Annotated in this window: 10 protein-coding genes; 3 read left to right on the top strand and 7 right to left on the bottom strand. The window is 59.9% G+C overall.

From position 1 onward, the window contains the following. Nucleotides 1-14 precede the first annotated feature (14 nt). From EGJ09_RS09760 to galE, 3 genes are all read left to right on the top strand, one after another. Nucleotides 15-1,541 carry an O-antigen ligase gene (locus EGJ09_RS09760; protein WP_046785991.1) on the top strand — a complete coding sequence of 509 codons (1,527 nt, stop codon included), beginning with the start codon at nucleotides 15-17 and terminating at the stop codon, nucleotides 1,539-1,541. Nucleotides 1,542-1,545: 4 nt separating this feature from the next. Further along, on the top strand, nucleotides 1,546-4,146 hold the full coding sequence (locus EGJ09_RS09765) for a glycosyl hydrolase family 5 (RefSeq protein ID WP_125923706.1): 2,601 nt from the start codon (nucleotides 1,546-1,548) through the stop codon (nucleotides 4,144-4,146). A gap of 75 nt (nucleotides 4,147-4,221) precedes the next feature. Beyond that, complete coding sequence (galE, locus tag EGJ09_RS09770; RefSeq protein ID WP_125923707.1) at nucleotides 4,222-5,184, top strand: UDP-glucose 4-epimerase GalE; 963 nt, start codon at nucleotides 4,222-4,224, stop codon at nucleotides 5,182-5,184. Nucleotides 5,185-5,250: 66 nt separating this feature from the next. Here galE and EGJ09_RS09775 read toward each other — a convergent pair whose 3' ends face one another. The 7 genes from EGJ09_RS09775 to EGJ09_RS09800 all read right to left on the bottom strand — a co-directional run bounded on the left by EGJ09_RS09775 (nucleotide 5,251) and on the right by EGJ09_RS09800 (nucleotide 12,517). Next, the gene (locus EGJ09_RS09775; protein ID WP_046785988.1) at nucleotides 5,251-6,057 is read right to left on the bottom strand and encodes a CpsD/CapB family tyrosine-protein kinase; all 807 of its coding nucleotides are present in this window, start codon (nucleotides 6,055-6,057) and stop codon (nucleotides 5,251-5,253) included. A gap of 12 nt (nucleotides 6,058-6,069) precedes the next feature. Next, complete coding sequence (locus EGJ09_RS09780) at nucleotides 6,070-7,638, bottom strand: Wzz/FepE/Etk N-terminal domain-containing protein (protein WP_046785987.1); 1,569 nt, start codon at nucleotides 7,636-7,638, stop codon at nucleotides 6,070-6,072. Between the two features lie 20 nt (nucleotides 7,639-7,658). Next, nucleotides 7,659-8,774: a hypothetical protein gene (locus EGJ09_RS09785; protein WP_115274613.1), complete on the bottom strand. Its 1,116-nt coding sequence runs from the start codon at nucleotides 8,772-8,774 to the stop codon at nucleotides 7,659-7,661. Nucleotides 8,775-8,799: 25 nt separating this feature from the next. Beyond that, on the bottom strand, nucleotides 8,800-9,357 hold the full coding sequence (locus tag EGJ09_RS09790) for a polysaccharide biosynthesis/export family protein (RefSeq protein ID WP_125923708.1): 558 nt from the start codon (nucleotides 9,355-9,357) through the stop codon (nucleotides 8,800-8,802). A 303-nt stretch (nucleotides 9,358-9,660) separates the two neighbouring features. After that, a complete protein-coding gene (gene eppA / locus EGJ09_RS26555) occupies nucleotides 9,661-9,837 on the bottom strand; it encodes an EPS-associated small membrane protein EppA (RefSeq protein ID WP_168216558.1) in 177 nt (58 codons plus the stop codon). A 338-nt stretch (nucleotides 9,838-10,175) separates the two neighbouring features. Further along, nucleotides 10,176-11,294, bottom strand: coding sequence for a glycosyltransferase family 61 protein (locus tag EGJ09_RS09795; RefSeq protein WP_125923815.1), 1,119 nt, complete (start codon nucleotides 11,292-11,294; stop codon nucleotides 10,176-10,178). Nucleotides 11,295-11,368: 74 nt separating this feature from the next. Continuing rightward, nucleotides 11,369-12,517, bottom strand: coding sequence for a hypothetical protein (locus tag EGJ09_RS09800; RefSeq protein WP_125923709.1), 1,149 nt, complete (start codon nucleotides 12,515-12,517; stop codon nucleotides 11,369-11,371). Between the last annotated feature and the right edge of the window lie 17 nt (nucleotides 12,518-12,534).

Consider the following 12,534-nt stretch of genomic DNA (forward strand, 5'->3'; position numbering starts at 1 on the left):
AGGTGACCTCTCCCATGCCCGAACATTTACGTGCGCTGATCGTCATTTTGTTCCTGGCTTGCGTGGTGTTCTTTCTCGCACGCAGCCCGGCAAAGGACCTGATTGCCGAGAGCGATTTCAAGCGCCGCCGCAACCTGTGGTTCGCGTTAACACTGGTGGCCTTTTTTGCACACAGCTACTGGATCTACACCGCCGTTGCTGCCGTCATGCTGCTCACGGCCAGGCGCCGCGAGCGCAACCCCATGGCGCTGTTCTTCCTGTTGCTGTTCGTCATACCGCCCGCGTCGAAAGAGGTGCCCGGCTTTGGCGTGGTCAACTACCTGATCGAGCTGAACCATCAGCGCATCCTGACCCTGTGCGTGCTGCTCCCCGCCGCACTGGTGCTGAGCAAGCAGAGCGATACGCTGCGTTTCGGCCGCCTGTGGGCCGACAAGCTGCTGGCCGCCAGCCTGTTGCTGATGGGGCTGCTGTACCTGCGCGAGACCACGATTACCGATACCCTGCGCCAGGCGGTGTACTTGTATGTCGACGTGTTCTTGCCGTACTACGTCGCCAGCCGCGGGTTGAGGGAGCTGAGCGACTTCAAGGACGCGATGCTGGCCTTCGTCATTGCCGCTTTGGTCTTGTCGCTGCTGGCCGTCGCTGAGTACGCGCGCCACTGGCTGCTGTACAACGCGTTGCTCGACGCCCTGGGTGTGGAGTGGAGCATGAAAGGCTACCTGAGCCGGGGCGGTTCGTTGCGCGCCAGCGTCACCGCCGGCCAGGCCATTGCCCTGGGCTATGTGATCACGGTTGCGATTGGTCTGTTCCTGTTCGTGCAGGGCTTCGTGCGCAGCCAGCTGCAGCGCAACCTTGGGGCCTTGCTGCTGGCCGCCGGCCTGTTTGTGCCACTGTCACGCGGCCCATGGGTGGGCGCGGTGGTGATGATTGTCGTGTTCATCGCCATGGGCAAGCGTGCAGTCACGCGCCTGTCCCTGCTGGCACTGGCAGGGGTGCTGAGCATTCCGCTGCTGACCATCGTGCCCGGCGGCGAAAAGATCCTCGACCTGCTGCCGTTCATCGGCAGCGTGGACAATGAGAACATAACCTACCGCGAGCGACTGCTCGACAATTCGTGGATCGTCATTCAGCGCTACCCGTTATTCGGATCGTTCGATTTCCGCAACACGCCGGAAATGCAATCGATGATCCAGGGCGAGGGCATCATCGACATCGTCAACACCTACATCGGCCTGGCGCTAAGGATCGGCCTGGTAGGGCTGGCGCTGTTCGTGGGGTTCTTCGCCTGCGTCCTGATGGGCATCAACAAGAGCATGCGTACCTTCCCCGACAAGAGTGACCCTTACCGCCAGCTCGGCAGGGTGCTGTTGGCGACATTGCTGGGCATCCTGGTAACCATTTTCACGGTAAGCAGCATCACGGTAATCCCGGTGGTGTACTGGTCGATTGCCGGGCTCGGCATCGCCTACATCCAGATGGTCCGCAGGCACGCTTTCGCCGATGCCGAACACCCTGCCAACGCCAGCCTGCAACCGAGGTAGTTCAATGACCTGCACTTCATTCTGCCCCTTGACCCGGGCAACGGCACTGGTTGGCCTGCTGATGCTGCCGCTGGCCGGCATGGCCTCGGAGTGGGTCGTCAGCGTCGACGAACAGAACGGCCTGCCCAACCTGACGCGCGGAGGCGGCCCTGCCTTTGCCTCAAGCTTCGACTTCTGGGGTGAAGACTGGAGCTGGACGGGCTTCTACCCGACACTCAAGGTTCAGGGGCCTTACCGCTACACCTTGACGGGGCGAAACAAGGACCTTGATTTCGACCTGAAAGCCGATATCCAGAAGGACCAGGGGCAAACCCTGACCTGGCACTTCGACCTGCAGGCACAGAGCAAGCAGGCCGATGTGATGGGCGGCGGCATCGTCTGGCGCTTCGACCCGGCGCTGATCGCCGGGGAAATGGGCGACCCGGTGCTGTTGCCCGGCAACCGCGGTTGGGCCTGGGGCAAGAACAGCGGCGGGCCACGTGTGCAAATGCGCTTCGATCCCCCGTTGGCCAAGGTCTATTTCGAGCGGGGCGATACCAGCCAGGTGCGAACCTTCTTCTACACCGACCCGATTCTGCCTGGCCGCCAACAGATCAAGGCGGTGCTGACCGTTGCCGGGGATATCGCCATAGGGCCCACGCCCAGCGAACGCTTCGGCCTGGCCGACCCCACGCAATGGCCGGATGACCAGTTGGACTGGCGCACGTCACCTGTGGACCTGTCGTTCCTCAACGCGGGGGAAATACCAGCCGGCAAACGTGGTTTCGTCAAAGCATCCGGTGAACAACTGGTGTTTGCCGACAACACCCCGGCGCGCTTCTGGGGCACCAACCTGTCGGCTTATGCGCTGTTCAAAACGCCTGACGAGGAAATCAAAGCGCAGGCCAAGCGTCTATCGGCACTGGGCTTCAACCTGGTAAGGCTGCACCACCACGACTCCCCGTGGGTGAGCCCGAACATCTTCGGCGATCTCACCCAGCTCAAGAACACCGAGCAACTCGACGCCGAAGCGCTAAGGAAGATCGACTGGTGGATCAAATGCCTCAAGGACGAGGGCGTGTATGTCTGGCTCGACATGAACGTGTCACGCATCCTGACCGCCAACGACAACATTTACGCCTTCGATGAACTGCCCAAAGAGCAAGGCGTTGCCGCTGTAAAGGGCTATGCCTACGTCAACGTCACCATTGCCCAGGCCATGAAGCGCTTCGCTGAACGCTACATGACCCACATCAACCGCTATACGGGGCTTGCCTACAAGGACGACCCGGCAATCGCGGCCATTTTGCTCACCAACGAAAACGACATCACCCAGCACTTTGGCAACGCGCTATTGCCGGACAAGGGTGTGCCCCGCCACAGCCGGCTATACATGGACGAAGCCAAGGCCTTCGCCGCCCGCCAGGACCTGCCGGCGGACAAGACCTGGCGTGCCTGGGAGCACGGCCCCTCCAAGCTGTTCCTCAACGACCTGGAGCACCGCGTTTTCGCTGACATGATCAAGGACCTGCGCAACATCGGGGTCAAGGTACCCATCTCCACCACCAGCACCTGGGGCGGCAACGGCTTGTCCTCACTGCCGTCGCTGACCACGGGTGACGTCATCGATGCCCACAGCTATGGCGGCATCGGGCAGCTGGAGAAGAACCCGTTGACCAGCGACGGCATGATCGACTGGCTCGGCGCCGCTCAGGTGGTGGGGCTGCCGATGACGGTCACCGAGTGGAACGCCGAACCCTTCCCGCTGCCTGACCGCCACTCACTGCCGCTGTACGTGGCAGCGACGGCCAGCCACCAGGGCTGGGACGCAATCATGCAATACGCTTACAGCCAGCAGGGCTTCTTCAGCCAGTGGCGCCGCGCAGACAACTGGAATGCCTACAACGACCCGGCGCTGATGGCCACCCTGCCCGCCGCCGCCCTGCTCTACCGCCGCGAGGATGTGCAGCTGGCGAAAACCCGTTACGTCTTCGCACCCACTCCAGACACCTTGTTCAACAGGCCGATCACACCCAATACCTCGGTGCTGCTGCGCACCGCCATGGAAAAGGGCCAACTGCAGATCGCCATGCCCCAGACAGCGCAATTGCCGTGGCTACAGGCCAGTGCCATCCCGGCCGATGCGCAGGTGCTGCGTGACCCAGACCACTCACTGCTCGATGCCAACGCCAGCGAGTCGGTCACCGATACCGGGCAACTGCGGCGCAACTGGCAACAGGGCGTCTACACCATTGACACGCCCTCGACCCAGGCCGCGACTGGCTGGCTGGGTGGCCAGGCAATGGACCTTGGCGACATCCAGCTGCAACTGAAAACCGCGTATGCAAGCGTGGTGGTACAAAGCCTCGATACCAAGCCGCTCAACCAGTCGCGTAGCCTGCTGATTTCACTGGGTACCCGTGCTGTGCCCCGCCCCGACGACATGACTCCGTTTCACGTCGAGCCGCTCGAAGGCACCCTGAGCGTCAAGGCGCCAGTAGGCTTGAAACTCTACGGCCGCACGGCCGATGGACAGGAGCAGGTGCTGGCGTCGAGCTACGAAGAGGGGCGCTACCTTATCCGTTTCGACGGGCGCAGCATGGCCAACTGGCTTTTCTTGAAATAGGGCATATCGCCATCTAGAGTCAATTCAGACCTGTATTCCAGGCATTCGACGCTGCTTCTGTTCCAGGAGGATTGGATGAAGTACTTGGTTGTCGGGGGTTCAGGCTATATCGGCTCACACATGGTCAAGCACCTGTTGGCCGCAGGGCACGAAGTGGTGGTAGCGGATACCGTGGCCACCGGCCCTGATATCGAATGGGTCGAGCTGGATATCGCTGATGCGCTCGCGCTAGATGCGCTGTTCGACGACTGCCACTTCGACGCCGTTTTCCATTTTGCCTCGTTCATCCAGGTGGCAGAATCGGTCACCGCCCCGTGCAAGTACTACCAGAACAACGTCGCCGCCACGCTGACCCTGCTCGATGCCATGGTGCGAGCCGGGATCAGGCACTTGGTCTTCTCCTCTACAGCAGCCGTTTACGGCGACCCACAGTACATCCCCATCGATGAGCAGCACCCCAAGGCGCCGATCAATCCCTACGGGCGCAGCAAGTGGATGGTGGAGCAGATCCTCCAGGACTTCGACCGTGCCTACGGATTGCGGTCGGTGTGCCTGCGTTACTTCAATGCCGCGGGCGCCGACCCGGAAGGTTCGCTGGGTGAATGCCACGAACCGGAAACCCACCTGATCCCGTTGATCCTGCAGGCGGCCTCTGGTCGGCGCGAGGCGATCACCGTGTTCGGCCATGATTACGACACACCCGACGGCAGCTGTATCCGTGATTATGTGCATGTGGCCGACCTGGCGTCGGCACACGCGCTGGCGGTGGACTACCTGTTGGCCGGCGGCGCAAGTACGGCGTTCAACCTGGGCAATGGCCTTGGGTTTTCGGTGCAGGAAGTGATTGATACCGCCCGGGTCGTGACCGGGCGGCAGATCAACGTGGTCGAGGCAACGCGCCGCGATGGCGACCCGGCCAGGCTGGTTGCCGATGCTGCCCGGGCCAGGGGGGTGCTGGGATGGCAGCCACGGTTCGATTCACTGGAGCAGATTGTGCGGCACGCCTGGGACTGGGAGCTTCAGTACCCCTGGCAATGACGTGAGCGCAATAGCAAGCAAGGAGCAAGCATGGCTAGCCAGCTCCTTGCATCAGCAATCAAAGGCTCAGTAGTAAGGCCGCGGTTGCTCATCCGCCTTGTTCAATACCGCCCCGATCAAATTCGCCGTCGCCAGATGATGCAGGCAGTCTTCGATATCCTTCTTGCTGTTCACCCCGTTGGCCACTACCAGCAGCACACAGTCGAACTTCGGCAAGACGGTCAATGCATCGTCGGAACTCAACAGCGGTGGCAGATCGAAAATGCAGATACGCGAGTCGTAGCGGTCGCGCAGGTCGCTGATCAGGCTGTTGACCTTGGGCGATGACAACATCTCGGTAGACATCGGTATCGGTTCACGCGTGGGCAGCACCACGAACCGCGGCAAGGTCGGGTTGACCAGTACCTCTTCCAGCCAGGCCTCGCCTTTGAGCAGCTCGTTCAGCGCTTTGTCCATGGGCAGGCCAAGGCTGCTGCCAACCCTTGGCCGACGCAGGTCGAAGTCGACCAGCAGCGCGGTCTTGGTGGTGTGGTGGGCGATGCTCATGGCCAGGTTGACCGCCAGCACTGTCTTGCCCGCCTCGGGTGTCGGCGAGGTGATCGCCAAAGTCCGCCAGCCGTTTTCTTCCATGGCCTGCAGCACTTGCGTGCGCAGCAGGTCGATGGCCCCGCTCATGTTCGAGTTCTTGTTGTAGGAGACGATCCGGTTGCGTTCCAGATGCTCCGCACGCAGCGGCACCACCTTGGTCTGCACGTAATCGAATTGCCCCAAGGCTTCGGGCTGCTCCGACACAGGCGCCGCCTTTGGCGTTTCAGCGGGAGTGGGAGAAACCTGATGAATGTTCTTTCCGATAGCCGGCGTAATTCTGTCCATCGCTGCGCTTCCCTATTCAAACCGAGCCATAGCTTTAAACAGCAAGAGGTCCAGTGGCATGTAGAACACATGGACGACCACCATCAGCATAGCAACCAGTAACAAGCCGCCGATGACCAGCAGCACCCGCCACTTGCGGCGCCTGGCCACATCGGCCTGCGTGGAAATGTACGGCACGGCCACCAGCACCCGCTTGCCCAGCACGCTTTCCAGCGCACCGACACCCCGTATACGCTGGTTCAGCATTTCCAGCAGCATCACCAGCGCGCCGCCTACTGCCGGCGCCAACACCAGGCCAAGGGCGACAATTTTCTTGCGGTTGGGCTTGACCGGTTTTTCCGGCATCAAGGGCGGCTCCAGCAGCACAAAGCGCTCAGCCTTGTTTTCCTGCTCCAGACTTTCGGTAATCTTCGCGCCCATTTCCTTGTCGCGGATTTCTTCATACTTCTTGCGTGCGTTGTCATGGTCACGCATCAGTGTTACCAGGCCGCGCTCCACTTGCGGAGCTTCGAGGATATCGGCCTCATAGCCTTCCATTTTGGCCGTCAGCTGACGTTTCTGTTCGGCAAGCGATGCGATGCGTGACTGCGTAGCCGCCATTTTGGTACGTACCCTGGCAGCATCGAGGTTCATGGCCGCCGCAGCGGCGATGCCCTTCTCGCCCGAGGCCTTGAGCAAGTCGATCTTGCGCTTGACGGCCACCACATCGGGGTGCGCCGGGGTGTATTTGGTCAACAGCCGGGCATACTCGGCCTTGAGGCTGGCCAGGTCCTGTGGTTGGTCCGCCGAGGCAGGCCTGCCGCCAGCCGCCTGCGCGGGCACCCCCGCATTGGCGGCCGCCAGCTCCAGTTCGAGGTAACGCAGCTCTTCCTGGGCGGCCTTGTAGTCGCGATCGACCTCGCGGAACTCCAACTCCGAACGCGACAACATGCTCATGCGCAACTGCTGGTTCTCAGGCAAGGCATTGGCGTGCGCCTGCTTGAAATCCGCCAGCTTGTTCTCGAGCGCAGCCAGCTCGGCGCCCAGCTTGTTCGCCTCCTGGGTAAGGAATTCGGTGGTCTCGGTTGCGCGCTCGGTGCGCTGCTTCATGTTTTCGTTGAGAAACAGCGTCACCAGTTCGTCGGCCACTTCCTTGGCAACTTCAGCGCGCTTGTCCTCGTAGGAAACCGTGAACGCGACCGTCGCCTCGCCACGTCCTTTGACGTAGGTGCTGAGCGTGGCCACGACGATCGCACTGCGCATCTGTTCGATCTTGTCGGTCTCACTGAACCGCCTGCCCTTGTCGGCGAACAGGTTGTACTTGTCGATGATCTTCAGCAGGTTCTCGCGGGTCATGACGCGCTGACGAATGACCTCGATACGCTCATCGGCAAAACTGTTGTTGTTGGCCGAGACCAGCTCTGGCGAAATCTGCTGCGACTCCACCAGGATGGTGCCGGTCGACTGATAAAGGGGCGGCACCGTGACGGCGACCCCGACGGTTGCCGCAATCACGACCACGATGCTCACCCCCAGCAACAAGGCGCGGTCCTTGATGATGGCGATGTAATCTTTAAGGGAAAGCTCGTAGTCCGTTTTCATGGTGGCCACCCGTGCGAGAGTCAGATGTCGGGATATCTGTACGTCAGCGTCAACCCGGCAATGGTCGCGTCAGCATCGGGCAAGCCGTCTTGCTGGCGCTGCTTGTACATCAACGAGAAGCGCAGGTCCCAGGCCGGTGAAAATGCGCGGCTTGCCCAGATGCCATACGTTTGTAACGTGTTTGGCGAGACCCCTTTGCTGTCCTGCCAGGACGCATCGACGCCTACGCGGTCGACCTCGGTGACCAGGTAGCTCCAACTGCCGCGTACCATATCGAGTTCGGCAAAGCCGCCCTCGGCGTTGGCAACGGTGCTGCGCTCAGCGCTGAAGGTGGCATCGGCACGATCGCCTCGGTAGAACAGCGACATGCCACCTTCACCGCGGCGCCCGCCGCCAGAACCCGTGGTCTTGTTCACGCCGATATGCATCTCGCCTTCAAAACGTTCGGAAAACCGGTGCCTGACACCGATATTCGGGCTGTAGCTGTTGGAGGACACCGCGGTGGTATCGTCCTGCGGTTCATAACGCCTGGCGTCAAAACCGGTGATGATGTCGGTGCGCTCGCTCCAGGCGTAGGTCCATGTCGATGTGTTGTACAGCTCGTCGTAACCGGTCAACGAACTGATGTCATAACGGGCATGTGAGTAGGTCAGGACGTTGGCCAGCGTGCTGCGCTCGGTCACCGCGCTGCTCCAGTTGGCCTCGAGCGTGGACATCTCCTGCGTGCCGTCGGTGGTGACCACGCCGGTGTCCTGCACAGCACCGGACAGCGTGGAACTCTCCTCGTAGCGCGCCAGCAAGCCAAAGCCACCGGTCTCGGTCTCGCGCTGCCACCCCAGGCTCACCTTGGGGTCTTCTCGGTCATCGACGATCGACCGGTCGGATGAGCGCAGCACGTTGACACCCAGGCCCAGACGCAACTGGTCGCGGTCGAACTGACCGATCAGGCTGTAGTCGGGCGCAATGATGGTACGTGTCACACCTTTCTCCTCGGACGTCAGGAGCAATGGGTTGCTGTCGTACTCGACAGACGTGGGCACCACGACTGAAGACTGCCAAATGGCGGCGTGAACCACCCCAGACAACGGCAACATCATGATTGCCGTCGCAATATTCGTTGGTCGGAAAATAGGCACTAGAGATTCTTATATATTGGTAGGGTCAAGGTACGACCAGCGTATCGCCAGCCTGAAGTTGGAAGTTGGTGGACATGTCGCGCCCGGAAACCAGATCCTTGTAGCGCACCGGCAATACCTTTTGTGAAGGGCCGCTGCCGCGGATGACCTTGATGGCACTTTCGTCGGCGAATTTGTCCATTCCACCCGACATGCTCAGCGCCTGAAGCACCGCCGTAGGGCCTGCCATGGGCACCGGGCCTGGCTTGATGACCTTGCCTTGCACATACACAAGGTTGCCCGCCGTACCCGTGACAACGACGCTTACATTAGGATCTGCCAGGTAGGGTTTGAGGCCGGCAGTGACCTTGTCGGCAACCGCAGTGACGTCCAGCCCGGCCACATCGATTCGGCCTGCCAGGGGGAAGGTGATGCTGCCATCGGGTAGTACGACGGTTTCCTGGCGAAGGGTGTCCTCTTGCCAGACCGAAATCAGCACCCTGTCACCGGGGCTGAGCAGGTACGCCGGGTTGCCTTGATCGGCCACGCTGGTGCCGGACCAAGTCACGAATACGCAAAAGATGCAAATCAGCAAACGCGCCATGAGGGATCCCTCCGGCCTTGCGGCCCAGGTTCAAGAGCACTGAATGAGAACGACACTAAACCTCTCGCTCCACTTCGCAGCCGTTACAGCGCTGCGACGGCCTCAAGCATCCAGGAGGCCCTTTACCGCAATGCCGCTTCGCCTGCCACTGCCAATTTGCGTCTGGGGCGTCAGCTACTGGAATATAGCAACAGCTGTAAAATTGACAAGCGGCTAATCCCGTCTTCGACGCAAACACCCTTTATTTAGCGTCAATTCACTGGCAGTACGGTTAAGTTGATCGTAATGGTAACAACAGCGTCCTCAAATTTTCTTTCTGTTGGCAACTGCGACAAAGCCGATCACCGCAAACGCAAACACCCAGCCTGCCGTTGCCAAGGGAACAATATTTGCCTGGCTCATATAAGAATCAGCCGCCCGTGCCGCACCACTCAATAACACCAACAGAAAGATGGATTTGATGAACAGTGTTGAGCGCATGGTCCCCTCCTACGAAGAGGAAAATTTATTATGGGTTTTTGGCGGAGGAATGAATCGCTGTTGATTGGAGCTTATGGGCACGATGCCATTACGTCAACGTTCCGACACCATAATAAATCTCAATCGACTGCCCCTCGACTCGTCAAATTATCGACATGCAGAAGATGCAGGCACTTTTCACCCGCTCGCGCTTCAAGCAACTCATTGATATGCCATAAAAATAAACTGTCATCAGCGCCCCACCCTGGCCAGCATGCGGGTAGTCGAACCGGGGCACGACTTGAACGATGTGTTTCATAGGCGAGAAACAGTGAGAATCATTGCGCTTAGCGTCACGCTTATGACGGAAAAAGATCGAGGGTACGTTCGACCTCATCAATATCGATCGTGAAGCCATCACCCTGCGGCGTGCCGACGACGAAGCCAAAATGCTGATGGTCACGGTCCGTCAGGTACTTGTAGTAGCTGACGAAGCGGTTAGGCGGCTGCAGCGCCAGCAGCGAGCCGCCTGAACGCAGCACATTGACGCCGTGAACCAGCTGGCTGCCTTCCACGCCAATCACCGTCCTGGCCCCCGCGCATGCCGCGACGATGGTCGGCACATCGCACCTGAGTGGGTCGATCACGCGAAAGCCACGGTACTTGCGCAAGTGTTCGGCGACCTCAAGTTCGTTGCGCATCAAGCGCAATTGGCCTTCACAGCCGCGCAGAATGAACACGCCAGGGTGCGTTACAGGGTCAACATGCGACAGCAACTTGTCGCCCATGGCACGGTAGCGCTGATGCCGGCTGCGGTTGTTGCTCACGTCGTCGAACAGCACCAGTTCCTTGAAAAATGCGCTGCGCAAGCGCAAGGGTTGCATGTCCAGCCACGCCTCATAGCCGGGGGCCTGGGTAAACAATGGAAACCTGGCCGATGGTGCCGTGGTAACAGGGATGCCCTCGTTGCAGGCCAGTGCGTAGGTCGGGCAATCTTCCATCAACCAGGTACCAAACCAAGTGTTGCCGTTTTGCGTGCAATACACAGCACCCCGCTCTATCTCGTAGTCCACCGTTACCCGCGGGAAAGTGCTGGGCTTCAACGACAGCCAATGGCTGGCGTCGTCTTTGTATAACGCCCCGTCAATCAGCCAGACATCCTTTAGCAGGTAGCCGCGCGTCGGGCCTTGATGCGCACGGATACCGCCTTCCATGGTGAGCGCGGGGTGTACATGGGGAAAAAAACGCTTGGCCTCCCAACCGGTCACGCGTTCCAGCTGGTTGGGCAGAAAATACGCCGGTGGAGAGGCGGTGGTTTCGCCGGGCGCGATGTCCCAGGTTTTAACCGCCCGACTTTTTATGTCGATATCGGCTTTACGGGCAAGCCGCTTTCTGGCCATGTGTTTGTAGGCGGCCAGTGTCCAGACAGTTTCGCTGGTAATCAGCGTTGAATTGAACTCAGAAATATTACTACCCATGGCAAGCCCCCTATGATAAGAACGCCAAAAAGCTCGCAAGCGACGTCCTTATCCAGGCCGGCCCTGACGCTAAGTTAGTTGGACAACACCCTTTCCATCGTGGGCGGTGATTTCAAGTTGGCATACCGTTCGCGCAAGTTCTCGAAGAACAACTCACCCGAACTTCTATCCCCATAGAGGTATATCTTGTGCAGGCCGCCAAACACCATTTCGTGGTAGCGGCTTGCAAGCGCTTCATCACTGGACCCTTCTGGTAAACCCAGGTGCAGCGTCAACTTGTTGCCCTCAACCGCAAACAGCGGCGTGTCCCAAAGAAACCGGGCCACGCCCGTCTTGGGTAGACGGATGAACATGTAAGCGTGGTTGCCCAGCGAGTCGATATCACCCCCGCGCCGCCGCTTCCACTTCAGTAACCCGTCATCCGGGCGCGCCAGACAAAGACCGATGTCGTAATAGTCGTAGCCATTGGCCAAGGCCCACTCCAACGCCAGGTAGGTGGTGATGGAGTTGACCTCACGCAGTTTCTTGGCATCGGAAAACACGGCTTCGCAGTAACCGAAACGCAAGGTGCTCCAGTAGCGCTTGCCAGCCCGGGTTATCTCACAACCCAGGTGACAGGCCACCACCTCGCCATCCAAGGTGATCAAGTCCAGGCGGCCTACCCCCTTGGCCAAACGAAACACCTCCTCGGTGGGGAACTGTGCCGCATGAATGCCTTGCCGTGCGCTGGCATAAGGCCGAAGCAGGTCACGGTCGGCCATGGCAATTTCGTCATCCGAGAGCGTTTGCCTCATCTGGTACAGCGGTCGGTTCTTGCGGATACTGCGGCGCAACTCACTGTCATAGCGCGCGGTGATATCGTCCAGCGAGCGCCCAAGCGGTACGACGGCACTCAGGTAGTGCGGTACGGACAGTGCCCCGAGGGTGGGTAACTCACTGACTACTACGCGGCTGGGCACGCTGCCCGCCGGGTCCTCGGGTGCTGGTGCCTGCTGTTGCGCTTTGCCGCCTATCAACAGCTTGGCCATTTCGCGCTGTTGCTTCCTGCCGATGTAGAGAATTTCGTAGGGGCTTTGCTGCTGCAGCCTGAACCGGGCGACCTCCCAATGCCAGAAGCACGCCCGCCCAAGCATGTCGCGTAACACGTTTGATACGGTTCTGATCTCGTAACGCAGCGAAGGTGAGATGAGTTTTCGAGCTATGGCCATCATGTGCGCTTTCATTTCTTCTTCGACGTCCT

Origin of the sequence: Pseudomonas sp. p106 (assembly GCF_003936645.1) — a bacterium.
Lineage (GTDB): Bacteria > Pseudomonadota > Gammaproteobacteria > Pseudomonadales > Pseudomonadaceae > Aquipseudomonas > Aquipseudomonas putida_E.

Excerpts from the sequence above, each read along its gene's own strand:
- EGJ09_RS09760 (WP_046785991.1), top strand. The coding sequence starts at position 15 with ATGCCCGAACATTTACGTGCGCTGATCGTCATTTTGTTCCTGGCTTGC.
- EGJ09_RS09765 (WP_125923706.1), top strand. The coding sequence starts at position 1,546 with ATGACCTGCACTTCATTCTGCCCCTTGACCCGGGCAACGGCACTGGTT.
- galE (WP_125923707.1), top strand. The coding sequence starts at position 4,222 with ATGAAGTACTTGGTTGTCGGGGGTTCAGGCTATATCGGCTCACACATG.
- EGJ09_RS09775 (WP_046785988.1), bottom strand. The coding sequence starts at position 6,057 with ATGGACAGAATTACGCCGGCTATCGGAAAGAACATTCATCAGGTTTCT.
- EGJ09_RS09780 (WP_046785987.1), bottom strand. The coding sequence starts at position 7,638 with ATGAAAACGGACTACGAGCTTTCCCTTAAAGATTACATCGCCATCATC.
- EGJ09_RS09790 (WP_125923708.1), bottom strand. The coding sequence starts at position 9,357 with ATGGCGCGTTTGCTGATTTGCATCTTTTGCGTATTCGTGACTTGGTCC.
- eppA (WP_168216558.1), bottom strand. The coding sequence starts at position 9,837 with ATGCGCTCAACACTGTTCATCAAATCCATCTTTCTGTTGGTGTTATTG.
- EGJ09_RS09795 (WP_125923815.1), bottom strand. The coding sequence starts at position 11,294 with ATGGGTAGTAATATTTCTGAGTTCAATTCAACGCTGATTACCAGCGAA.
- EGJ09_RS09800 (WP_125923709.1), bottom strand. The coding sequence starts at position 12,517 with ATGAAAGCGCACATGATGGCCATAGCTCGAAAACTCATCTCACCTTCG.